This window comes from Mesorhizobium sp. M7A.F.Ca.CA.001.04.2.1 (assembly GCF_003998485.1).
Taxonomy (GTDB): domain Bacteria; phylum Pseudomonadota; class Alphaproteobacteria; order Rhizobiales; family Rhizobiaceae; genus Mesorhizobium; species Mesorhizobium ciceri.
On record NZ_RZQT01000032.1, the window covers coordinates 33,436 to 55,656 of the forward strand.

Annotated in this window: 28 protein-coding genes and 1 pseudogene; 21 read left to right on the plus strand and 8 right to left on the minus strand. The window is 63.7% G+C overall.

Annotated elements, in window-relative coordinates:
• From EN955_RS35345 to EN955_RS13005, 3 genes and pseudogenes are all read left to right on the plus strand, one after another.
• Nucleotides 1-573: pseudogene (locus EN955_RS35345) on the plus strand (methyl-accepting chemotaxis protein); the annotation flags it as partial.
• A 119-nt stretch (nucleotides 574-692) separates the two neighbouring features.
• The gene (locus tag EN955_RS13000) at nucleotides 693-1,793 is read left to right on the plus strand and encodes a hypothetical protein (protein ID WP_024502029.1); all 1,101 of its coding nucleotides are present in this window, start codon (nucleotides 693-695) and stop codon (nucleotides 1,791-1,793) included.
• 110 nt (nucleotides 1,794-1,903) lie between these two features.
• Nucleotides 1,904-2,524 carry a nucleoside triphosphate hydrolase gene (locus EN955_RS13005; RefSeq protein WP_013528389.1) on the plus strand — a complete coding sequence of 207 codons (621 nt, stop codon included), beginning with the start codon at nucleotides 1,904-1,906 and terminating at the stop codon, nucleotides 2,522-2,524.
• A gap of 42 nt (nucleotides 2,525-2,566) precedes the next feature.
• On the opposite strand, the gene EN955_RS34770 is transcribed toward EN955_RS13005, so the two are convergent.
• The 4 genes from EN955_RS34770 to EN955_RS13025 all read right to left on the minus strand — a co-directional run bounded on the left by EN955_RS34770 (nucleotide 2,567) and on the right by EN955_RS13025 (nucleotide 5,317).
• On the minus strand, nucleotides 2,567-2,875 hold the full coding sequence (locus tag EN955_RS34770) for a hypothetical protein (protein WP_164752754.1): 309 nt from the start codon (nucleotides 2,873-2,875) through the stop codon (nucleotides 2,567-2,569).
• A gap of 105 nt (nucleotides 2,876-2,980) precedes the next feature.
• Entirely contained in the window at nucleotides 2,981-3,685 is a 705-nt protein-coding gene (locus EN955_RS13015; RefSeq protein ID WP_024502031.1) for a glutathione S-transferase N-terminal domain-containing protein, read from the minus strand.
• A gap of 163 nt (nucleotides 3,686-3,848) precedes the next feature.
• Entirely contained in the window at nucleotides 3,849-5,057 is a 1,209-nt protein-coding gene (locus tag EN955_RS13020; protein WP_024502032.1) for a beta-ketoacyl-[acyl-carrier-protein] synthase family protein, read from the minus strand.
• A gap of 5 nt (nucleotides 5,058-5,062) precedes the next feature.
• Nucleotides 5,063-5,317, minus strand: coding sequence for an acyl carrier protein (locus tag EN955_RS13025; RefSeq protein WP_013528393.1), 255 nt, complete (start codon nucleotides 5,315-5,317; stop codon nucleotides 5,063-5,065).
• A 221-nt stretch (nucleotides 5,318-5,538) separates the two neighbouring features.
• Here EN955_RS13025 and EN955_RS13030 point away from each other — a divergent pair, with 221 nt between their 5' ends.
• The 5 genes from EN955_RS13030 to EN955_RS13050 are packed head-to-tail and all read left to right on the plus strand — an operon-like array spanning nucleotide 5,539 to nucleotide 7,897.
• Nucleotides 5,539-6,366 (plus strand): urease accessory protein UreD, encoded by an 828-nt coding sequence (locus tag EN955_RS13030; protein WP_081714212.1) that lies wholly within the window; start codon nucleotides 5,539-5,541, stop codon nucleotides 6,364-6,366.
• A gap of 28 nt (nucleotides 6,367-6,394) precedes the next feature.
• Nucleotides 6,395-6,697, plus strand: a complete 303-nt coding sequence (locus EN955_RS13035) for an urease subunit gamma (RefSeq protein ID WP_013528395.1) — start codon at nucleotides 6,395-6,397, stop codon at nucleotides 6,695-6,697.
• Between the two features lie 10 nt (nucleotides 6,698-6,707).
• Nucleotides 6,708-6,962 carry a DUF1272 domain-containing protein gene (locus EN955_RS13040; RefSeq protein WP_013528396.1) on the plus strand — a complete coding sequence of 85 codons (255 nt, stop codon included), beginning with the start codon at nucleotides 6,708-6,710 and terminating at the stop codon, nucleotides 6,960-6,962.
• Between the two features lie 33 nt (nucleotides 6,963-6,995).
• On the plus strand, nucleotides 6,996-7,583 hold the full coding sequence (locus tag EN955_RS13045; RefSeq protein WP_024502034.1) for a HupE/UreJ family protein: 588 nt from the start codon (nucleotides 6,996-6,998) through the stop codon (nucleotides 7,581-7,583).
• A gap of 8 nt (nucleotides 7,584-7,591) precedes the next feature.
• Nucleotides 7,592-7,897, plus strand: coding sequence for an urease subunit beta (locus EN955_RS13050; RefSeq protein WP_013528398.1), 306 nt, complete (start codon nucleotides 7,592-7,594; stop codon nucleotides 7,895-7,897).
• A 20-nt stretch (nucleotides 7,898-7,917) separates the two neighbouring features.
• Here EN955_RS13050 and EN955_RS13055 read toward each other — a convergent pair whose 3' ends face one another.
• On the minus strand, nucleotides 7,918-8,406 hold the full coding sequence (locus EN955_RS13055) for a hypothetical protein (RefSeq protein ID WP_024502035.1): 489 nt from the start codon (nucleotides 8,404-8,406) through the stop codon (nucleotides 7,918-7,920).
• 129 nt (nucleotides 8,407-8,535) lie between these two features.
• On the minus strand, nucleotides 8,536-8,919 hold the full coding sequence (locus EN955_RS13060; RefSeq protein ID WP_013528400.1) for a hypothetical protein: 384 nt from the start codon (nucleotides 8,917-8,919) through the stop codon (nucleotides 8,536-8,538).
• A 179-nt stretch (nucleotides 8,920-9,098) separates the two neighbouring features.
• Here EN955_RS13060 and ureC point away from each other — a divergent pair, with 179 nt between their 5' ends.
• From ureC to EN955_RS13095, 7 genes are all read left to right on the plus strand, one after another.
• Nucleotides 9,099-10,814: an urease subunit alpha gene (ureC, locus tag EN955_RS13065; protein ID WP_164752755.1), complete on the plus strand. Its 1,716-nt coding sequence runs from the start codon at nucleotides 9,099-9,101 to the stop codon at nucleotides 10,812-10,814.
• Nucleotides 10,815-10,906: 92 nt separating this feature from the next.
• On the plus strand, nucleotides 10,907-11,500 hold the full coding sequence (locus EN955_RS13070; protein WP_024502037.1) for a hypothetical protein: 594 nt from the start codon (nucleotides 10,907-10,909) through the stop codon (nucleotides 11,498-11,500).
• Between the two features lie 103 nt (nucleotides 11,501-11,603).
• Nucleotides 11,604-12,197 carry an urease accessory protein UreE gene (ureE, locus tag EN955_RS13075; RefSeq protein ID WP_024502038.1) on the plus strand — a complete coding sequence of 198 codons (594 nt, stop codon included), beginning with the start codon at nucleotides 11,604-11,606 and terminating at the stop codon, nucleotides 12,195-12,197.
• Nucleotides 12,190-12,861 (plus strand): urease accessory protein UreF, encoded by a 672-nt coding sequence (locus tag EN955_RS13080; protein ID WP_032898799.1) that lies wholly within the window; start codon nucleotides 12,190-12,192, stop codon nucleotides 12,859-12,861. Before ureE ends, EN955_RS13080 begins: the two co-directional genes overlap by 8 nt.
• Nucleotides 12,858-13,298 (plus strand): DUF3995 domain-containing protein, encoded by a 441-nt coding sequence (locus tag EN955_RS13085; protein ID WP_024502040.1) that lies wholly within the window; start codon nucleotides 12,858-12,860, stop codon nucleotides 13,296-13,298. The genes EN955_RS13080 and EN955_RS13085 overlap by 4 nt, the downstream gene beginning before the upstream one ends.
• The gene (gene ureG / locus EN955_RS13090) at nucleotides 13,295-13,939 is read left to right on the plus strand and encodes an urease accessory protein UreG (RefSeq protein ID WP_024502041.1); all 645 of its coding nucleotides are present in this window, start codon (nucleotides 13,295-13,297) and stop codon (nucleotides 13,937-13,939) included. The genes EN955_RS13085 and ureG overlap by 4 nt, the downstream gene beginning before the upstream one ends.
• A gap of 77 nt (nucleotides 13,940-14,016) precedes the next feature.
• Nucleotides 14,017-14,784, plus strand: a complete 768-nt coding sequence (locus EN955_RS13095; RefSeq protein ID WP_024502042.1) for a class II aldolase and adducin N-terminal domain-containing protein — start codon at nucleotides 14,017-14,019, stop codon at nucleotides 14,782-14,784.
• Nucleotides 14,785-14,868: 84 nt separating this feature from the next.
• Here the strand turns inward: EN955_RS13095 and EN955_RS13100 are convergent, their stop codons facing one another.
• Entirely contained in the window at nucleotides 14,869-15,501 is a 633-nt protein-coding gene (locus EN955_RS13100) for an HAD family phosphatase (protein WP_024502043.1), read from the minus strand.
• Nucleotides 15,502-15,760: 259 nt separating this feature from the next.
• Between EN955_RS13100 and EN955_RS13105 the strand changes: the two genes are divergently transcribed.
• A complete protein-coding gene (locus EN955_RS13105; protein ID WP_013528410.1) occupies nucleotides 15,761-16,720 on the plus strand; it encodes a sugar-binding transcriptional regulator in 960 nt (319 codons plus the stop codon).
• 37 nt (nucleotides 16,721-16,757) lie between these two features.
• Here the strand turns inward: EN955_RS13105 and EN955_RS13110 are convergent, their stop codons facing one another.
• The gene (locus EN955_RS13110; protein ID WP_013528411.1) at nucleotides 16,758-16,943 is read right to left on the minus strand and encodes a hypothetical protein; all 186 of its coding nucleotides are present in this window, start codon (nucleotides 16,941-16,943) and stop codon (nucleotides 16,758-16,760) included.
• A gap of 110 nt (nucleotides 16,944-17,053) precedes the next feature.
• Here EN955_RS13110 and gcvA point away from each other — a divergent pair, with 110 nt between their 5' ends.
• The 5 genes from gcvA to EN955_RS13135 form a co-directional block, all read left to right on the plus strand.
• Nucleotides 17,054-17,959, plus strand: a complete 906-nt coding sequence (gene gcvA, locus EN955_RS13115; protein ID WP_013528412.1) for a transcriptional regulator GcvA — start codon at nucleotides 17,054-17,056, stop codon at nucleotides 17,957-17,959.
• Nucleotides 17,960-18,183: 224 nt separating this feature from the next.
• Nucleotides 18,184-19,494 carry a sugar ABC transporter substrate-binding protein gene (locus EN955_RS13120; protein ID WP_013528413.1) on the plus strand — a complete coding sequence of 437 codons (1,311 nt, stop codon included), beginning with the start codon at nucleotides 18,184-18,186 and terminating at the stop codon, nucleotides 19,492-19,494.
• 123 nt (nucleotides 19,495-19,617) lie between these two features.
• Nucleotides 19,618-20,490, plus strand: coding sequence for a sugar ABC transporter permease (locus EN955_RS13125; RefSeq protein WP_013528414.1), 873 nt, complete (start codon nucleotides 19,618-19,620; stop codon nucleotides 20,488-20,490).
• Between the two features lie 11 nt (nucleotides 20,491-20,501).
• The gene (locus EN955_RS13130; protein WP_013528415.1) at nucleotides 20,502-21,326 is read left to right on the plus strand and encodes a carbohydrate ABC transporter permease; all 825 of its coding nucleotides are present in this window, start codon (nucleotides 20,502-20,504) and stop codon (nucleotides 21,324-21,326) included.
• A gap of 49 nt (nucleotides 21,327-21,375) precedes the next feature.
• Nucleotides 21,376-22,221: ABC transporter ATP-binding protein (locus EN955_RS13135; protein WP_164769876.1), on the plus strand; the 846-nt coding region annotated here is incomplete at its 3' end.

The following is a 22,221-nucleotide window of genomic DNA, read 5'->3' on the forward strand; positions in this document are numbered from 1 at the left end:
AACCAGGGCTGGTCGATGACCATCTCGCTGCCCGAGCCGGCGACCGCCATCTCCTGGCGCATGGGCGACAGCGGTCCGTTCACCGACACCGGTTTCCTGGCCATGAACGACCAGACGACCGGCAAGCCGATGGCCAATCCGAGCTTCGAGATGCCCGACAGCACGGTGGCGGGGATCATTGCGATCAAATATCTCGACATCAGGGGCCGCGAGACCGGCCCGTTCGACATCCGCTTCGACCCCGAGACAGCGCTTCAGCAAGGCAACAAGCAGATCCTCGACCAGTTCTGGACCTCGTGGATCGCCTTCGATGCCAGCGGCAACCACGGCCTGGTCTATTTCACCCAGATGCTGTCCTACCGCTGCGCCATCAAACAGGTGCATTACAGCCTGAACGGCGCGGCCCTCGACAAGGAGATCAAGATGCCGCCTTGCGACAAGAAGGACCCCTACGCCATCCCCTACGACTACCAGCCCTATTTCAAGGTCGCCGACAGCGTGAAATCGATGTCGGTGCAGGTTACCTACACCGACGACACCAAGTCGCCGGTGCGGGAATACAAGCGACAGTAGCTCACCCTCCCCTTGTGGGGAAGGTGAAGGTGCGCGATGCAAAAATGCCCTGTCGCAGTGCTTGCGCAACCGCCGCCGAACGGGTTCTGTTTGTGCCTTCAGAATCGGTGACAGCGCAAATGACCATCCACACCATCAAGGCCAGAGGCATTTCGGTTTCGCTCGACCTCACGGTCGGCCACATCGCCGACATGGTCGTCGAGGGCGGTGGGCGGCAGCTGAAGCCGCTGCATCGCGCGCCCTGGGTCGATGCGAACGAGACGCTGCCGAAAGACCTGCCGGAAGGCACGGTTCGGCTGTCCGGCGATTTCCTCTGCGCGCCGTTTTCGCGCAGCGATGTCGAGGAAGCGCCGCTGCATGGCTGGACGGCCAACAGCGCCTGGGATGTCGTCGAAAGTGTCGCGACCGACGATGGCTGGCGCGCCGTCTACCGCTTGCGGCACGAGGTGATGGGCGCTTCGGTCGACAAGATCCTGACGCTGCGCGACGGCCATCCCTTCCTCTACCAGGAGCATGTATTTTCCGGCGGTCATGGTGCCATCCCGGTCGCCCATCACCCGATGACGGCCATGACCGGCGGCGGCAGGCTGGCCTTTTCGCCCAAACGTTTTGCCGCGACGCTGGACGATCCGCTGGAGCCCGATCCCGCACGCGGCCGCTTCATGCTCGCCTATCCGGCTCGCTCCACCGATCTCGGTCATTTTCCCGCCGCCGGCGGCGGCACGCTCGACCTGACGGAATACCGCATGGATGACCGCCGCGAGGATTTCATCACGCTGGTCGAAGCCGACCATGGCGGGCCGGGATGGACCGCGCTTGCACGACAGGCCGAGGACGATCTGGTGCTGGTGCTGAAGAACCCGGCCGAACTGCCAATCACCATGCTGTGGTTCAGCAATGGCGGGCGCGACTACGCCCCATGGAGCGGCCGCCACCTTGGCGTGCTCGGCATCGAGGATGGCCGCGCTGCCGTCGGCCATGCCGCCTCGATCGGCGACAACTGGCTGAAGCGCGAAGGGGTGGCGACCGCTTTTGCGCTGGGCGAACGCCAAAGCGTGTCCTTTCGCCACGTCATCGGCGTCCTGCCGCTGTCGGGCGGCGAGCCGCCGCGGGACGTCACGACGGCGGATGGCCGCATGCGGCTGCAAGCCGGTGGTTCGACGCGGGAGGTTCCCTTCGACAGCGATTTCCTGCGCATTGGCCAGCCGCTGGCCTCGTAGGTGTGATTGCGCGGCCGCAGGGTTTGAAATTTCCGTGAACTGTCGCCAAGATGTGGCCGAAATCATCATGCGGAACATGGTGGATCTGAAGCTCTGCCAGAGAGGCTCTCATGTCCGAAATCGCCCATCTCGCCGCCACCATCTTCAAGCGTGCCGGCAAGGCAAACCGCTTCATCGTCGCCATTGCCGGTCCACCGGGCGCCGGCAAGTCGACGCTGTCGGCAAGGCTGCATGAACTGCTGCCCGAAGGTGCAGCGGAGGTCGTACCGATGGACGGCTTCCACTATGACGACGCCGTGCTCGAGCGGCGCGGTCTGCGCGCGCGCAAGGGCGCGCCGGAAACCTTCGACTTTGCCGGTTTTGAGGCCTTGCTGAAGCGTATCCGTGCCGGTGAACCCGACATCGCCATTCCGGTCTTCGACCGCAGCATGGAACTGTCGCGCGCCGCAGCCTCGATCGTCGCCACAGAAACCAAGTTCATCCTGGTCGAAGGCAATTACCTGCTGCTCGACGAAGAGCCGTGGTCGCGGCTGGCGCCGCTGTTCGATTTCTCGATCTTCGTCGACGTGCCGCGCAACGAGCTCGAGCGCCGCCTGATGGAGCGCTGGCACGAGCATGGCCGCTCCGATGAAGATGCGCGCGCCTGGATCGCTTCCAACGACCTGCCCAACATCGAGCGCGTGCTCGCGCGGCGCAGTGCCGCCGATCTGGTGATCGGCCTTTCCGCTTGATTCGACGGATTGTGCAAGGGGAACCTTAAGACTTTCAGGCCGTTATCCCGACACGACAATTGTGCCAAAAGAGGGATTCGGTCCAATGGCAACCAAGGCAAAAAAGCCTGCGCCCGCCAAGGGTAAGGCGACCCAATCCAAAATCGGCGCCGGCCCGGCGATGACAGCCCGTTCAAAGGACGCCAAGCCGGCTTTCGGCAAGGCAGCGCCGAAGAAAGTGGTGCCGGCCGCAGCGAAAGCCGCGCCAAAAGCCGCAAAGCCGAAGAAGCCCGCGAGTTCCAGCGACTTCTTAGGCGGCAGTGCGATGCGCACGGCCAAGGCCACGGCCAACGTCGCTGCCGGCGCGGTCATGGTCGCCGCCCGAGGTGCTGCGTCGCTCGCTGCTTCCGTCATGGGCAAAGGCGGTTCGAAAGCCAAAGCGAAGGCGAAATAGCCGCGCTTCGGAGGCTGGTTTTGCTATCCCTTGGCCGGGATGGTCAGGCCTTTTTGCACCGCCGGCCGCGCCAGGCCGCGCTCCAGCCATATTCCCAGATGGGCGAAATCGTCAAAGCCGACGAGTTCGCGCGCTTCGTAGAATCCGATCAGGTTGCGCACCCAACCGAGCAGCGAGATGTCGGCGATGGTGTAGTCATTGCCCATGATCCACTTGCGCCCTTTCAGCCGGCCGTCGAGCACGCCGAGCAGTCGCTTTGACTCGTCGCGATAGCGCTCCAGAGGGCGTTTGTCGGCGATCTCGCGGCCAGCGAATTTGTGGAAGAAGCCGACCTGGCCGAACATCGGCCCGACCGAGGCCATCTGGAAGAACACCCACTGGATGGTCTCGTAGCGGCGCGCGCCATCAATGGGCATGAGCAGGCCGGTCTTTTCAGCAAGGTAGAGCAGGATGGCGCCGGATTCGAACAGGCCGATCGGCTGGCCGTCCGGGCCGTTGGGATCGATGATCGCCGGTATCTTGCCGTTGGGATTGAGCGACAGGAATTCCGGTGTCCAGCTTTCGTTCTGGCCGATGTTGACCCAATGCGGCTCGTAAGCAAGGCCGAGTTCCTCCAGGGCGATCGATATCTTCACCCCGTTCGGCGTTGTCGCCGAATAGAGCTGGAGCTGGTCCGGATGCTTGGCCGGCCAACGCGTTGCGATCGGAAAGGCGGACAGGTCTGCCATGGAAACTCCTGGATGAGGATTCGCGCCGAGCGGCGCGGTTTTGGCGGGTCGGCCAAGGATTAGACGCGGCGCACGGCACGATCAATATGGCGGCGAAGGGTTTCATCGTGCACGGACAGTCAACGGAATGGCCGGCCTGGGGCAGATCCGCCTGCCCCTTAGATCAGACAGCCTTGAAGGCCAGCACGGCATTGGTGCCGCCGAACGCGAAGCCGTTGCTGATCGCGGCGCGCACCTTGCGCTCGCGCGGCACATTCGGCGTGACGTCGAGGTCGCAATCGGGATCGGCCTCACGAAAATTGGCCGTCGGCGGCACGATGCCTTCGCGGATCGCCATCACGCAGGCGATCATCTCCAGCGCACCCGATGCGCCGAGGCAATGGGCGTGCATCGACTTGGTCGACGACACCGAAAGCTTGTAGGCATGGTCGCCGAAGACGCGCTTGATCGCTGCCGTCTCGATCTGGTCGTTGGCCTTGGTGCCGGTGCCATGGGCATTGAGGTAGTCGACATCCTCGGGATTGAAACCGGCATCGGCGAGGCAGGCGCGCATGGCCGCCGTCGGCCCTTCGACGGTCGGAGCGACAATGTCGGAGGCGTCGGCGGAAAGGCCGGCGCCGGCGACCTCGGCAAGGATGGTGGCGCCGCGCGCCATGGCGTGCTCGTACGTTTCCAGGACCGCCATGCCGGCGCCCTCGCCGAGCGACAGTCCCTGGCGGTCGGCCGAGAATGGCCGGCAGGTGTCGGGCGCCAGCACGCGCAATGCTTCCCAGCCCTTCAGGATGCCCCAGACCAGCGGCGCGTCGGTGCCGCCGGCGACCATCACATCGGCGCGGCCAAGCCTGATCTGATCGACGGCCGAGGCGATGGCGTGGTTGGATGAGGAACAGGCCGAGGTGACGCCGAAGACCGGGCCGCGCAAGCCCAGATTCATGCTGACATGGCCGGAGGCAGCACTTGGCATGACCTTTGGCACGGTGAAGATACCGGCGCGGTTCTTGCCCTCGACCAGGATGGCGCGATAGCTCTCTTCGATCGCCTCCCAGCCGCAGACGCCGACACCGACGACGGTGCCCATCCGATAGGTGGTGGCTTCATTCGAAGCCAGGCCGGCCTGCTGCATGGCTTCCCTGGCTGCGATCGTCGCCAGCAGGCTGAAGCGGTCCATCGACACGGTCTGCTTGCGGTCGATGCCGTGATCGGGAAGCGTCTTGATTTCGCAGCCGACCTTGACCTTCAGATCATGCAGTTGGGGACTTGTGATCTGGCCGATGGCCGAGCGGCCGGCGCGCATCTCGTTCCAGATCGCGGGCGCGCTGGTGCCGAGCCCGCAAATGCCGCCCATGCCGGTGATGACAACGCGCTGCCGCATTCAGTTCAGGCTTTTTTCGCGATCAGCGCGCGCACAGCTTCGACCATGTCGCCGACGTTCTTCAGATTGCTCCAGGCGTCGACCGTGTTCATCTCGATCTCGATGCCATACTCTTCCTCAAGATCGAAGATAATCTCCGTCAGCTCGAGCGAATGGATGCCAAGCGAGGTCAATTCGGTGGTGGTGGTGATTTCTTCGCCGCCCGGCTCGGCATGAGCCTTGATCTTCGCGATGATATCCGTTGCCAGCTGGTCGGCCATTCGGTTCCTTCCCCACTATCTCGCGTTTCCCGACGCCGACTGAGCAGCGCCCCTTTTTCTCCTGGTATCAAGCCGCCGTCGTCGTTTAATACCCCCGCCAAGCGCAGCATGACCGTACCAAGGTGGTTCCCTCTATAGAAACCGAAACGTTGTCAAGCAACAAGCTATATCGAACTCCATATCGACAAAGCCGCCGGAGTGCTTAACGTGCAGGCATGGATATGGGCGAACATGGCGGGATTTCGACGCAGCGCGTTGCGGGCGTGGCGCGGCTTTCCTGCGCGCTCAGCGAGGGCCGCACGCGCCTGCGGCGCCTCTATCAGGACGGCGCCGCCAAGATAAGAATGCCGGCCGTCTCGGCCGATCCGCTCGAAGCGGTGCTGATCAACACCGCCGGCGGAATGACGGGCGGCGACCGTATCGCCTGGGACGTGGATGTCGGCGCGGCCGCTTCGGCATCGATCACCACGCAGGCCTGCGAGAAGATCTACCGGGCGTCATCCGACCATGCCGAAGTGCGGGTCAATTTGTCGGTCGGGGAAAACGGTCGCATCGCCTGGCTGCCGCAGGAAACCATCGTCTTCGACAGGGCGGCCTTTGCCCGTACGCTCAATGTCGAGCTTGCCGTCGGCGCCGAGGCGCTGGTGCTGGAAGCCGCCGTCTTCGGCCGCCTGGCGATGGGCGAACGCGCCACGCAGGGCAACTTCCATGACCGCTGGCGTGTGCGTCAGGATGGCGCCCTCGTTCATGCCGAGGATTTCCGCATCGGACCCGATATCGCCGCAACGCTCGATCGCCCGGCGGTTGCCGGCGGCGCGATCGCGGTGGCGACATTGCTTCTGGTATCGCCACGCGCCGAAGCCCTGCTCGATCCGGTTCTGGAGATCGTCGGCGACCAGGGCAGCGCCAGCGCCTGGCGCGTGAAGAAATCTGGCAAGCTTCTTGCGAGGCTCTACGCCGGGGATGGCTACCGGCTGCGCCAGCGGCTGGTTCCACTCGTCGAATTGCTCAACGGAAGGGCGGGGTTGCCCAAATTATGGTCACTATAGGCCTGCCTCTACCAATCCAGGGAAACGCATGAACCTGACGCCGAGGGAAAAGGACAAGCTGCTGATCGCCATGGCGGCGATGGTGGCGCGCAAGCGGCTCGAACGCGGCGTCAAGCTCAACCATCCGGAAGCGATTGCGCTGATCACCGATTTCGTCGTCGAAGGCGCCCGCGACGGCCGTCCGGTCGCCGAACTGATGGAAGCCGGCGCTCATGTCGTCAGCCGCGCGCAAGTCATGGAAGGCATCGCCGAGATGATCCATGACGTGCAGGTCGAGGCGACGTTTCCCGACGGCACCAAGCTGGTGACCGTGCACGAACCGATCCGTTGAGGAGGACAGGATGCTGGAGCTGCGTCCCAACTGCGAATGCTGCGACAAGGACCTGCCGCCCGAGGCGACGGATGCGCTGATCTGCACCTTCGAGTGCACCTTTTGCGCCGGATGCGTGGAACAGGTGTTGGGCGGCATCTGCCCCAATTGCGGCGGTGGTTTTTCGGCGCGGCCGATCCGCCCGGCAGCGATGCTGAAGAAATATCCGGCGTCAGCCAAACGCGTTCTCAAGGCCGAAGGCTGCGGCCCCCGCAAGGCGGCGTGAACACCAGACCGAGCAAAACGAAAGGCAAACAGAATGATATCCGCCAAACGCCTCTGCCTGTCGGCGATCCTGCTGCTGGCCGCCGCCCTGCCGGCCTATGCCCATGTCGGCCTGGGTACCACCTCCTCCTTCACGGCCGGCTTCATGCACCCGCTCTCCGGCCTCGATCACATGACGGTGATGATCGCGGTCGGGCTGTGGGCGGCGCTCAAGGGCGGCAAGGCGGTTCTTGCCTGGCCGGCTGCCTTTGTCGGCGTCATGGTGGTCGGCGGCGCGCTGGGCATGCTGCATATGCCGCTGCCCTTCGTCGAACCGGGCATACTGGCATCGGTCGTGACACTCGGACTGCTGGTGGCGCTGGCGATCGATCTGCCGGTCTCGGCCGGCGTCGCCATCATCGGCCTGTTCGCACTTTTCCACGGCCACGCGCATGGCACCGAGGTGCCGGAGAATGCCGGCGGGCTTGAATACATGGCCGGCTTTGCCATCGCCACGCTGTTGCTGCATGCCACCGGCATCGCCACCGGTCTCGGTCTCGGCATCCGGTTTCGTGGCCTGGCCCGCGCTGCCGGTGCCGCCTGCGCGGCGATCGGCATCGGTCTCGCCTTCGGCATCGTGTGAGGGTGACCATGATCCCCGGTGAAATCATCACGGTGGGCGGCGACATCGAGCTCAACAAGGGCCTGCAGACCGTCACCCTGAAAGTCGCCAACAGCGGCGACCGGCCGATCCAGGTCGGCAGCCACTACCATTTCTTCGAGACCAATGAGGGGCTGAAATTCGACCGTGAGCGCGCCAGGGGCATGCGCCTCGACATTGCCGCGGGCACGGCCATGCGCTTCGAGCCGGGCCAGGAGCGCGACGTCACGCTGGTGCCGCTCGGCGGCAAGCGCGAGGTCTACGGATTTCAGCAGAAGGTGATGGGCAAGCTGTGAGATCTTCCGGCGCGCTCAGCTCAGTTCGATGGCTTGGCCGCGGCGTAGATGACGATCTTTCCGGGATTGTCGAATTCGACGGCGAGGACATCCTGCGCCTGCACGCGCCGCGATTCGATGGCGTTGAACAGCAGCGCGTTGGCCTCGATCTCCTTGCGCAGCTCCGTAATGTCGTCCTGATGCTGCTTGACCTTGGTCTCGATCTCCGGCGGCGGGCCGCCCTCGCTGCGCGCGGCGTCGGTGAGGAACACGATGTCGACCTTGTCGAGCTTGGATGTCTTGCGCACCGTGCCGATGTTTTCACGCGTGCGGTCGATCGCCGTGTTGACGTTGCCGGCCTCAGTGTTGGCCTTGGCCTCTTCCTGCTTGACCTGCGAGCCGACGATGCGATTGACGGTCTCCGTGCTTTCCAGTCCTTGCGCCTTCAGTCCGGCAGCAGGACCAGCCGCCGCCAGGAACGTCATGGCGGCGACTGCCTGCATTCTGGTCGAGAAAGAAGTGATCGCCATCGCTCGCTCCTGAGAGAAATCGTTTCGGGGCGCGGGTTAGCGCGAGAAGGACAAAACGAATCCGGCCCGGCGAAGGTTCCTTTCCCAATGCAGCCGGCCGGACGGATGCCGGCCCGCCATGCCGTGGCGTCAGCTCGCCTTCTTGGTGATCAGGGTCAGTGCGCCATTGGGTTCCATACTGGCCGCGACCACCTGCGCCGAGGTCATTCCCTTGGCCTCGAGCGCCGATTTAACCTTGGGAGTGGCGTCGATCGAGCTGCGCAGTTTCTTCAAGCCGTCATCGCCGCGCTGGGCGATCACCTGGTTGACCTGCGTCTGGGTGTCCTTTGGCAGCTCCGTGATGTCGACGATGTTGACGCTCTGGATCGTCGGAACGGCCGGCTGAGCCTGGGGCGTGGCTGGAGCAGGCGTTGCCGGCGCCGGAGCGGGCTGTGGCGCGGGTTGCTGCTGGGCACTGGCGGCGCCCGCCAGCATCAGGCTGGCTGCGGCGGCAAGAACTATCGTTTTGCGCATGGATTTTCCTTTCCATCGATTGGCAAACGGTCGGTCTGGGGTGACCCCCTAACCTCAACCGCCAAATGGGATCAGAAGGTGTCGCCCAGCAGGTCATTGCGTGACCATAGGATGGCAGCAATGTGCAGCCGCGCTTCAATCCAACCGCATTTCGGCAAACCGCATTTCGGGAGCAATCGCTGATGGGCAGAATTACCCGCGCCGCCTACGCGCAGATGTACGGCCCGACGGTCGGCGACAGAGTACGGCTTGCCGACACCGAACTGTTCATCGAGGTCGAGAAGGATCTCACCATCCATGGCGAAGAGGTGAAATTCGGCGGCGGCAAGGTGATCCGCGACGGCATGGGCCAGAGCCAGGTTTCCAGGGCGCAAGGCGCCGTCGATACCGTGATCACCAACGCGCTGGTGATCGATGCCAGTGCAGGCATCTTCAAGGCAGATGTCGGGCTTCGCGACGGGCGCATCGCGGCCATCGGCAAGGCCGGCAATCCGGACACGCAGGATGGCGTTACCATCATCATCGGCCCCGGAACCGAGATCATCGCCGGCGAAGGCAAGATCCTGACATCAGGCGGCTTCGACGCGCATATCCACTTCATCTGCCCGCAGCAGATCGAGGAGGCGCTGATGTCAGGCATCACCACCATGCTCGGCGGCGGCACGGGCCCGGCGCACGGCACGCTGGCCACCACCTGCACGCCGGGGCCATGGCACATGGCCCGCATGATCCAGTCCTTCGACGCCTTTCCGATGAACATCGGCCTGTCGGGCAAGGGCAATGCCTCGCTGCCCGCCGCGCTCGAGGAAATGGTGCTGGGCGGCGCCTGCTCGCTGAAGCTGCACGAGGACTGGGGCACGACGCCGGCGGCCATCGATTGCTGCCTGTCGATCGCCGACGATTACGACGTGCAGGTGATGATCCACACCGACACGCTGAACGAATCCGGCTTTGTCGAGAACACGGTCGCCGCTATCAAGGGCCGCACCATCCACGCCTTCCACACCGAGGGCGCCGGCGGCGGCCATGCGCCCGACATCATCAAGGTCTGCGGCCTGCCCAACGTCATTCCGTCTTCGACCAATCCGACGCGGCCCTACACGGTCAACACGCTGGCCGAGCATCTCGACATGCTGATGGTCTGCCATCATCTGTCGCCGTCGATCCCCGAAGACATCGCCTTTGCCGAAAGCCGCATCCGCAAGGAGACCATCGCGGCGGAAGACATTTTGCACGACATCGGCGCCTTCTCGATCATCTCGTCGGATTCGCAGGCCATGGGCCGCGTCGGCGAAGTCGCGATCCGCACCTGGCAAACCGCCGACAAGATGAAGCGCCAGCGCGGCTCGCTGCCGCAGGAGACCGGCAACAACGACAATTTCCGCGTCCGTCGCTACATCGCCAAATACACGATCAACCCGGCCATCGCGCATGGGCTGTCGAAAGACATCGGCTCGATCGCGGTCGGCAAACGCGCCGACCTGGTGCTGTGGAACCCGGCCTTCTTCGGCGTCAAGCCGGACATGGTGCTGATCGGCGGCATGATCGCCGCCGCCCCGATGGGCGACCCCAACGCCTCGATCCCGACGCCGCAGCCGATGCATTACCGGCCGATGTTCGGCGCCTATGGCAAGGCCAGGACCAACTCGTCGGTGACCTTCGTTTCGAAGGCAGCGCTCGAGTCGGGACTGCGTGGCAGGCTCGGTGTCGACAAGCAGTTCGTCGCCGTCGAAAACACCCGCGGCGGCATCGGCAAGCATTCGATGGTGCTCAACGACGCCACGCCGCATGTCGAGGTCGATCCGGAAACCTACGAGGTGCGCGCCGACGGCGAGTTGCTGACCTGCGAGCCGGCGACGGTGCTGCCGATGGCGCAACGGTATTTCCTGTTTTGAAGCGGCGCTTCCACCGGGCGAGCATTATCCGTTGCAGCCCTTGGTGGAAGGCAGCACTATGCGGCCAACCAACAGCTGCATTGTGATCGAGCATGACCACCGAAATCGCTTCCGCCCACGACATCTTCCCGCACATCCGCATCGTCATGGGCATGGTGATCGGGCTTGGTGTCGCCCGCCTGCTGTCGGGGGTGGCGCGCATCGTCCAGCATCCCGGCCAGTACAAGCTCTATACCGTGCATCTGGCCTGGGTCGTCTCGGTGCTCCTGATGCTGGTGCATTTCTGGTGGTGGGAGTTCGGCCTCTACGCCGTCGAGACCTGGACCTTCGGCAAATATTTGTTCATCATTTTCTACGCGATCACGCTGTTCCTGCTGTGCGCGCTTTTGTTCCCAGATTCGATGCTGGACTACACCAGCTACGAGGATTTTTTCTATTCGCGCCGGGCGTGGTTCTTCGGCCTGCTGGCGGCGACCTACCTGCTCGACGTGGTCGACACGCTGCTGAAGGGGCCGGAGCATTTCGCCCGCTTCGGCAGCGAGTATCTGTTCCGCACGCCGGTCTTCGTCGTGCTCTGCATCATCGCGATCCTGGTGCGCGACCGCCGCTTCCACATCGCCTTTGTCACGGCGGCGCTTATCTACCAGATATCGTTCATCCTGCGGCTCTTCGACACCATCGTCTGAACGAACGCGATGGTCTAGCTTTGTTGGGGAAAGGCAGGGTTCGACATGTACAAGGCCATTGGATCGCGCGTGTGCGGGCACAAGCAAATGGGAAATCCATGAAATGAAACTCAACCTCAACACCGACTTCACCAAATTCCCGCGCGTCGTCTCGGTGCTGTCCGCCGGCGCTGCCGGAACCACCCTACCGTCCGGCCGGGCCATTCTCGCCCATGACGAGCGGCATCTGCGCCGCCGGGCCATCGAACTTGCCGACGGCGGCAAGGTGCTGGTCGACCTGCCCGAACCCGTCGCCTTGAACGATGGCGACCGGCTGGTGCTGGAGAATGGCGGCCATATCGAGATCATCGCGGCACCGGAAGAGGTCTACGACATCCGCGCCCGCGATGGCGTGCATCTGGCCGAGCTCGCCTGGCATATCGGCAACCGCCATCTCGCGGCAGGCATCGAGGCCGGACGCATCCTCATCCTGCGCGACCATGTCATCAAGGCGATGCTGGAGGGGCTGGGCGCCACCGTGACCGACGTTTCCGAACCGTTCAAGCCGGTGCGCGGCGCCTATTCCGGCCATGCTGGGCAAAGCCACGATCACGGCCATGCGCATGCCCACAGCCACGCCGAAGCGCACAGCCATTCTCATGGCGAATCGCGTTCCCATTCGCACAGTCATGCTGGCCATCACCACGATCATGACTGACCAGCCTTCGAACATCGCCCTGCTGCGGCTGATGGCGTGGCTGTCGCCTGCCTTTCCGGTCGGCGGCTTTTCCTACAGCCATGGTCTCGAGCGGGCGGTGCAGGACGGGTTGGTTGCCGATGCCGGGAGCCTCGCCGGCTGGCTGGAGACGCTGGTCGAGATGGGCTCGGGCTGGAACGACGCCGTGCTGTTCGCCGAGAGCTGGCGCCGGGCACGCGGCACCGGTGATCTCGATGAAGTGGCGGCACTCGCCGAAGCCCTGGCCGGCTCGCGCGAACGCCATACCGAGACCATGCTGCAGGGTGGAGCCTTCCTCAAAGCGGCGGCCGCCTGGCCTAATCCGGTGCTGGAGCGCCTGCCGGCCGAATGCGCCTATTGCGTCGCCGTCGGCGCCATTGCGGGTGGCAACGGCATCGCGCTTCAGGATGCGCTGTCAGCCTTCCTGCAAACCTTCTTCTCCAACCTTGTGCAGGCGGCGATCCGGCTTGGCATCGTCGGCCAGAGCAGCGCGACCGCGTTGTTGGCCGGCTTCGAGCCGCTGGCCCTGGCGACCGCAAGCCGCGCCGCGCGCTCGACACTCGACGATCTCGGTGGCTGCGCCTTCGTCTCCGATGTCATGGCGATGAAGCATGAAACCCAATATTCGCGACTGTTCCGCTCATGATTTTTCTCGCCTTCTCGCTATCCTTTGTCCTGCTGCTGATCACCGTTCTGCATGTCTATTGGGGCCTTGGCGGCATCTGGCCGGGCCAGGACGCAGCCTCCTGCGCTCGCGCCGTGGTCGGCTTTCGCGGCGTCGATGAGATGCCGACGCCGTTTGCCAGTTTCGCCGTTGCCGCGTGCTTGTGCCTGGCGACACTATGGCCGCTGGCGCTCATGGGAGTCTTCGCTTCACCCTTCCCCAAGGAGGGTCTCGCCGCCACGTCGCTGCTCATCGGTCTGGTGTTCCTGGGGCGCGGCATAGCCGGCTTCACGCCATGGTGGCGGCGGCTGACGCCGGAACAGCCTTTCGCGCGGCTCGATGTCCGCTATTATTCGCCGCTGTGCCTGTTGATCGGGCTCGGCTTTGCCATCCTCGCCATCACGGAGTTTCCCGCATGACACAGACAAATGGTCCGCTGCGCGTCGGCATTGGCGGCCCGGTCGGTTCGGGCAAGACGACGCTGACCGAAAAACTGTGCAAGGCGCTGCGCGACGAGTTTTCCATCGCCGTCGTCACCAACGACATCTACACCAAGGAAGACGCCATGATGCTGGCGCGGCTGCAGGCGCTGCCCGAGGACCGCATCATGGGTGTCGAGACCGGCGGCTGCCCGCATACCGCGATCCGCGAGGATGCCTCGATCAATCTGCAGGCGATCGCGCAGATGAACAGGAAGTTCCCGGACCTCGACATCGTCTTCATCGAATCCGGCGGCGACAACCTTGCCGCCACCTTCTCGCCGGATCTCGCTGACCTGACGCTCTATGTCATCTCGGTCTGCCAGGGCGAGGAGATTCCGCGCAAGGGCGGGCCGGCGATCACCCGCTCCGATTTCCTGGTCATCAACAAGAGCGATCTGGCACCCTACGTGAACGTCAGTCTCGATGTCATGGAGAGCGACGCCGGCCGCATGCGCGGCAAGCGGCCGTTCGGCTTCACGGACCTGTCGCGCGGCAAGGGACTGCAGGAGGTGATCGATTTCATCATCGAGCATGGCGGCCTGCGAGCCGGCGCTGCCGCTGCCAGCACGGCGGCGTGAGCATCCCTGCACCAACCAAAACCGGTTGCGGGAATGGGCTGGCCACGGCATTCTTGCCGAAACCGGAGAATTTTTCGATGAGCCTTGCCCGTCTGCAAAAGGAAACGCTGACCAACCTGCCCTACTATGAGGAGCGCGTCGATCTCGCCTGCGCCTTCCGCTGGACGGCGCGGCTCAACATGCACGAGGCGGTGGCCAATCATTTCTCGCTGGCCGTCAATGATGAGGGCACACAATTCCTCATGAACCCCAACCAGGTGCATTTCTCGCGCATCAAGGCGAGCGACCTTCTGATGATCGATGCCAACGATCCGGAAACGCTCTCCGGCCCCAATGCGCCCGACCCGACGGCGTGGGGGCTGCATGGCGCCATCCATCGCAATGTGCGTCACGCGCGCTGCGTCATGCATGTGCACTCGATCCACGCTACGGTGCTGGCATCGCTCGCTGACTCGACATTGCCGCCGATCGACCAGAATTCGGCGATGTTCTTCAACCGCCATGTCGTCGACGCGCACTATGGCGGGCTGGCCTTCGAGGAGGAGGGCGAGCGCTGCTCGCAGCTTCTCGTCGATCCCAAGGTCAAGGTGATGGTGATGGGCAATCACGGCGTGCTGGTCATCGGCGACACGGTCGCCGATGCCTTCAACCGCATGTTCTATTTCGAACGCGCCGCCGAGACATACATCAAGGCGCTGTGGACCGGCCGCCCGCTGCGCACGCTTTCTGACGCGATCGCCGAAAAGGCGGCGAGCGAGATGGACGATTATCCCGGCCAGGCCGAACGCCATCTCAGCGAGTTGAAGGCGATCCTCGACGAGCAGGAACCGGTCTACCGGAATTGAGCGTCCTTCTCCCCGTGCCGTCACTATACGGGGAGAAGGTGCCGGCAGGCGGATGAGGGACGGCGCCGACCTGGGCGGTTTTCCTCAGAGCCCCAGCTCTTTCCCCAATTCCTCGGCGCTGTTGATGACGACGGCGCCGGGCGGGCCTTCCATCGGCTTTTCCGGCCAGAAAATCGTCTTCATTCCCGCCGCCAGCCCTGCCATGGCGCCCGGCCAGCTATCGTCGATCGCCACCGCCTGCGCGGGGTCGACATCGGCCAGATACGCGGCGCGCAGGAATGGCTCGGCATGCGGCTTGCCTTCGCGCACGTCGTTGCGGCTGATCGTCTTCATGCCGGGGTAGATCAGGCCGATCATGCTCAAATTGGCGTCGACGATCATCCGGTCCGAATTCGAGACCACGGCCTGCTGGATGCCTCTTGCACGCAGCTCGTTGAAGATCTCGATCGCGCCGGGGCGCGGCTTCAAGCTCTCCACCAGCGGCAGGTAGTGTTCGTATTTGCGCAAGATCCAGTCGTCGAAAGGCAGGTTCAGGCCGAACTCGTCGCGCATCATCTCGTAGACCGGCCAGGCGGCGACGCCGAGCACGCGCTCATGCAGATCGTCCGGCGGGACAAGGCCGACATTGCGCATCGCCGCCACCAGGGCAGCTTCGTGCAGCGGTTCGCTGTCGACCAGCGTGCCGTCCATGTCCCAGAAAACCGCTTTCGGCGTCATGCGAGGCTCCTTTTTGCCATCCCTTAAAGGGTTTGAGCCGGGAGATAAACCTTCGGAGCGCAAGAACGTGCCGCCTGCCGGGACCGCAGCCAAGTCTCTTGGCGAGACAGACATCGTGGGGAGACGAGAAACTGGGCCGTGCCTACGCCGAGGGACAGCAAGCAATTGCCCCCGAGATTTGACAATTGCGCAGCAGGCCGTTCCCTGCGAAAGTGGGCATGGGCCGCTCTCATGACCGGCGGTCTCGGGAGGCAGGACTTTGAATAGCCGGCAGGATGGTGGCAGCAACAGGCTGGACGATGCGGCACGCGCCGGCTGGCTTTATTATGTTGCCGGCAACACACAGGACCAGATCGCTTCGACGCTTGGCATCTCGCGGCAAACGGCGCAGCGGCTGGTATCGCTGGCGGTGTCGGAGGGCTTGATCAAGGTTCGCGTCGACCATCCGATCGCCAACTGCCTCGATCTGGCGGCACGGCTGAGATCGCGCTTTGCGCTCGATCTGGTCGAAGTGGTGCCGAGCGATCCCAACTCGTCCTCGACCACGATCGGCATCGCCGAGGCGGCTGCCGCCGAGATCGAGCGACGGTTGCGTTCACCGACGCCGATCGTCATGGCGATCGGCACCGGGCGCACGCTGAAGGCGGCGATCGAGCAGCTGCCGCCGATGGAATGCCCGCAGCACAAGGTGGTGTCGTTGACCGGCAACATCTCGCCGGACGGCTCGGCCGCCTTCTACAATGTCATCTTCACCATGGCCGACAGGGTCAAGGCACGCTCCTTCCCGATGCCGCTGCCGGTCATCGCCTCGTCGCCGGAGGAGCGCGAGATGCTGCTCAACCAGCCGATGATCCAGCCGACGCTTGCGCTTGCCGCTGAGGCCGACGTCACCTTCATCGGCATCGGCGACCTCGGCCCCAAGGCGCCGCTCTACGAGGACGGCTTCATTTCGGAGAGCGAATTGAAGGCGCTGCAGAAGGCCGGCGGCATCGCCGAGATCGTCGGCTGGGTGTTCGATAGGGAAGGCCGCATGATCGAGGGCATCACCAACGACCGGGTGTCGTCGGCGTCGCTGCCGTCACGCGAGAAATCGCTGGTCATCGCACTGGCGATGGGAGAACGAAAGCTGCCGGGCATCCTGGCGGCCGCGAACCGGCGGCTGATCAACGGCCTCATCACCGATGAACGGACCGCCGCCGCGCTGCTCGCCAGCATCTGACCGGAAGCACAACTGATTTGCGATAAAACCAACCGCGCTAGCTGTGCCGCCCGAAAGGGTCGTTGCCATCGAGAAAACCGAGATCGCGCTGCAGATGCGGCGACAGGTCCCTGATGTCGAGATGTGCCCGTTTTTTGGCTGCGAACCAGCCGAATCCATCCGTCAGCCACGAAAACCAGCGATGATCGGGTGCGGAAGTGCATTTTTGCTGCGCCATGGTCATGATCGTCAACCTTCGCTATCCTGAACCCGAATGACGGGTTGACTGGAAATGTCGGTCTTGACGGCGGCCTTTGCCAATCGAACGTCGATAAGGACCCATAAGGAGGCTTTATGCCGGACCTCAGCTCTCGGCAGGTTTCACAGCTTCCGCCGCTGCAGGCGATCCGGGTGTTCGAAGCGGTGGCGCGGCATCTTTCCTTCACCAAGGCGGCCGAGGAACTTGCCATGACGCAAGCGGCGGTCAGCTATCAGATCAAGGTGCTGGAGGAACGGGTCGGCGCGCCGCTGTTCCTGCGCCGGCCGCGCCAGATCGCACTCACCGAGGCTGGACAGCGCCTTGCGCCAGCGGTCAGCGAGGCCTTCGCCATTCTCGGCCAGGCCTATGCGGCGGCGCGTGGCGGCGCCGACGGATTGCTGTGCGTCACGACGGTGCTGACCTTTGCCTCGAACTGGCTGGCGCACCATCTGGGCTCATTCCAGATCGCTCATCCCTCCCTTGCCGTGCGGCTCGAAACATCGAGCCGGCTGACGGATTTCGCCCGCGAGGATGTCGACCTCGCCATCCGGTCGGGCGGCGGCAAATGGCCGGGGCTGGAAGCCTACAAGCTGCTCGATGCCGATTTCACGCCGATGCTGAGCCCGAAGCTCGCGGCAAGCATCGGCGGCGTCAGGGAACCGGCGGACCTGTTGCGGCTGCCGATCCTCGATCCCGGCGACATCTGGTGGACACAATGGTTCGAGGCTGCCGGCGTGCACTCGCACGATCTCGCCAAACGGCCCGGCAGCAGCATGGGCGCGCAGGCCTATGAGGCCAATGCGGCGATCGCCGGTCATGGCGTCGCGATCCTGACCAGGGCGCTGTTCAAGGCGGAACTTGCCGGTGGGCGCCTGATCCAGCCTTTCGATCTGGTTGGCGACGACGGCCATGCCTTTTGGCTGGTCTACCCCGAAGCGCGCCGCAACGTGCCGAAGATCCGTGCCTTCCGCGACTGGCTGCTGGCCGAGATCGCCTGCTGACCGGCAGGCTTGCGGGCTGCACCTGGTCTCACAGATCCATCCGCTGTTGCCGCACTGTATCCGGCCAGGACGCTCTTCGTCCTGGCAATTTCCGCTCGTCCCGGCCTGCGGTGTCGCCCGGGTGCTGCGCTGCAGCATCGAATCCGACTTGACATAATTCACGCAAAGTGAGTAATTGCCCAAAGCCAAGGCAAATGCTCATCTTGGTTCAAGGGAGGAATTTGATGAAACTTCGCACGCTCACCCTGGGCTTGTTGTCGGCCAGCACGCTTGCGTTCGCCGCACACGCCGAATCCATCACCATCGCCACCGTCAACAATGGCGATATGGTCCGCATGCAAAAGCTGACCGAGGACTTCACCAAGGCGAACCCCGACATCCAGCTCAACTGGGTTACGCTCGAAGAGAATGTACTGCGCGAGCGCGTCACCACCGACATCGCCACCAAGGGCGGCCAGTACGACGTGATGACCATCGGCACCTATGAGGTTCCGATCTGGGCCAAGCAGAGCTGGCTTTTGCCGCTCGACAAGCTCGGCGACGACTACGACGCCAAGGACATCATCCCGGCCATTGCTGGCGGCCTTTCGGTCGACGGCAAGCTCTATGCCGCGCCCTTCTACGGCGAAAGCTCCTTCGTCATGTACCGCAAGGACCTGATGGACAAGGCCGGGCTGAAGATGCCCGACGCGCCGACCTGGGACTTCATCAAGCAGGCCGCCGACAAGATGACCGACCGCGCCAATGGCGTGAACGGCGTGTGCCTGCGCGGCAAGGCCGGCTGGGGCGAGAACATGGCTTTCCTGACCGCCATGTCGAACTCCTTCGGCGCCCGCTGGTTCGACGAGAACTGGAAGCCGCAGTTCGATCAGCCGGAATGGAAGAACACGTTGCAGTTCTATGTCGACCTGATGAAGGCCGACGGCCCCGAGGGGGCTTCCTCCAACGGCTTCAACGAAAACCTGGCGCTGTTCCAGCAGGGCAAATGCGGCATGTGGATCGACGCCACGGTCGCCGCGTCCTTCGTTTCGGACCCGAAGAACTCGACTGTCGCCGATAAGGTCGGTTATGCGCTGGCGCCCGACAATGGCCTGGGCAAGCGCGGCAACTGGCTGTGGGCCTGGTCGCTGGCCATCCCCGCCGGCACGCAGAAAGCGGATGCCGCCGAGAAGTTCGTCTCCTGGGCGACCAGCAAGCACTATGCGGAGCTCGTCGCTTCGAAGGAAGGCTGGGCCAACGTTCCTCCGGGCACGCGCTCCTCGCTCTACGCCAATGCCGAGTACCAGAAGGCGGCTCCGTTCGCCAAGATGACGCTGGACTCCATCAATGCCGCCGATCCGACGCATCCGACGGTCAAGCCGGTGCCCTATGTCGGCGTCCAGTTCGTCGCCATCCCTGAGTTCCAGGGCCTTGGCACCACGGTCGGCCAGCTCTTCTCGGCGGCGCTTGCCGGCCAGTCGAGCGTCGACGACGCGCTGAAGCAGGCCCAGGACGCTGCCACCGCGGCAATGACCGAGGGCGGATACATCAAGTAAGGCTCCTCCCGGTGCCGACTGCCGGTCGCCTCCTTGACCGGCAACGGCCGCCCGAGTTCCCAGTTCGGGCGGCCGCCTTTAACGCCTTTGAAAATTCCGTCTGACCAGTGAAGGGTGACCGTCATGGCTACTCAGCAGACCCGTTCGCTTGCCCGTTTCATGATGGCGCCATCCGTGGTGCTGCTGTTCGTCTGGATGATCGTGCCGCTGGTCATCACCATCTGGTTCTCCTTCCAGCAGTACAACCCGCTCAATCCGATCCGCGACGGCTTTGTCGGCTTCTCGAATTACGCGCTGTTCTATTCCAACCCGGCCTTCCTGCAGTCGATCCTCAACACGCTCACCTTGGTGGTCAGCGTGCTCCTGATCACGGTGATCGGCGGCATCCTTCTGGCGCTGCTGATCGACCAGCCGATGTGGGGCCAGGGCATCGTGCGCATCCTCGTCATCTCTCCGTTCTTCGTCATGCCGCCGGTGGCCGCATTGGTCTGGAAGAACATGATCATGCACCCGCAATACGGGGTGTTCGCCGATATAGCCCGCTTCTTCGGAGCCCAGCCGATCGACTGGTTCGGGCAACATCCGATGCTGGCGATCATCATCATCGTCGCCTGGCAGTGGCTGCCCTTCGCGACGCTCATTCTTCTGACCGCGCTGCAGTCGCTCGACGGCGAGCAGAAGGAAGCCGCCGAGATGGACGGCGCCGGCTTCATCAGCCGCTTCATCTATCTGACGCTGCCGCACATGTCGCGCGCTATCACGGTCGTCATCCTGATCCAGACGATCTTCCTTCTCTCGGTCTATGCCGAGATCCTCGTCACCACCAATGGCGGCCCGGGATACGCCTCCACCAACCTGCCCTTCCTCGTCTACCAGAAGGCGTTGCTGGAGTTCAAAATCGGCCAGGCATCCGCCGGCGGTGTGATCGCCGTCATTCTCGCCAATATCGTTGCCTTCTTCGCCATGCGCGCCGTCGGCAAGAACCTGGACAAGTAAGGGAGGCTACGATGGCACGCTCAGTCACCACCCGGCACAAGACGATCGCGACGGTTGCCGCCTGGATCGTCGCCCTGCTGATCTTCTTCCCGATCCTCTACACGATCATCACCTCGTTCAAGTCGGAGCAGGAAGCCATCCAGGGCTTCAGCATCATCCCGTCGGGAACGTTCGAGAGCTATACCGAGGTCCAGGCGCAGAGCGGCTACTTCAAGTTCTTCTTCAACTCGGTGCTGCTCTCGGTCGGCTCGACCATCCTGGCCCTGCTGGTCGCCATACCGGCGGCATGGTCGATGGCCTTCTCGCCGACCAAGCGGACCAAGGACATCTTGATGTGGATGCTGTCCACCAAGATGATGCCGGCGGTCGCGGTGCTGTTCCCGATCTACCTGATCTTCCGCGACACAGGCCTGCTCGACAGCCGCATCGGCCTCATGATCATGCTGATGCTGATCAACCTGCCGATCGTGGTGTGGATGCTCTACACCTATTTCCGCGAAATCCCTGGCGAGATCCTGGAAGCGGCGCGCATGGACGGCGCATCGCTGTGGAACGAGATCGTCTATGTGCTGACGCCGATGGCGGTGCCGGGCATCGCCTCGACAATGCTGCTCAACATCATCCTGGCCTGGAACGAGGCGTTCTGGACGATCCGGCTGACGACGACGGAAGCCGCACCCCTGACCGCCTTCATCAGCTCGTTCTCAAGCCCGCAAGGCCTGTTCTGGGCCAAGCTTTCGGCCGCCTCGACGCTGGCCATCGCGCCGATCCTGATCATGGGCTGGTTCAGCCAGAAGCAGCTGGTGCGCGGCCTGACATTTGGTGCGGTGAAATAACGGAATTGCCCGAAGCAATCGGCAGAAATAACCCCTCGGGGAGGAAACCATGGGAAACATCACGCTCAAGAACGTCTCGAAATCCTTCGGAGCGACGTCCATCATCCCCGGTCTCGACCTGGTGATCGAGAATGGCGAGTTCGTCGTCTTTGTCGGCCCGTCGGGTTGCGGCAAGTCAACGCTGCTGCGCCTGATCGCCGGGCTCGAGGACACCAGCGGCGGCTCCATCAACATCGACGGCCGCGACGTCACCGGCGAGGCACCGGCCAAGCGCAAGCTCGCCATGGTGTTCCAGTCTTACGCGCTCTATCCGCACATGACGGTGGCCAAGAACATCGGCTTCCCGCTGAAGATGGCCGGTGAGGACAAGGCGACCATCGACAAGAAGGTGGGAGACGCGGCGCGCGTGCTCAACCTGACCAACTATCTCGAACGCCGGCCCGGCCAGCTTTCAGGCGGCCAGCGCCAGCGCGTCGCGATCGGCCGCGCCATCGTGCGTCAGCCGACCGCCTTCCTGTTCGACGAACCGCTGTCCAATCTCGATGCGGCACTGCGCGGCACCATGCGGCTGGAGATCAGCGAGCTGCACCATCAGCTCAAGACCACCATGATCTACGTTACCCACGATCAGGTTGAAGCGATGACCATGGCCGACAAGATCGTCGTGCTGAACGCCGGCAACATCGAGCAGGTCGGCTCGCCGATGGAGCTCTACAAGACGCCGAAGAACCTGTTCGTCGCCAGCTTTATCGGCTCGCCGAAGATGAACCTGATCGAGGGCGCGCCGGCTGCCAAAAACGGCGCCAAGACCATCGGCATCCGTCCCGAACACCTGGAGATCTCGACCACGGCGGGCGAATGGAAGGCGGTCGTCGGCGTCGCCGAGCATCTCGGC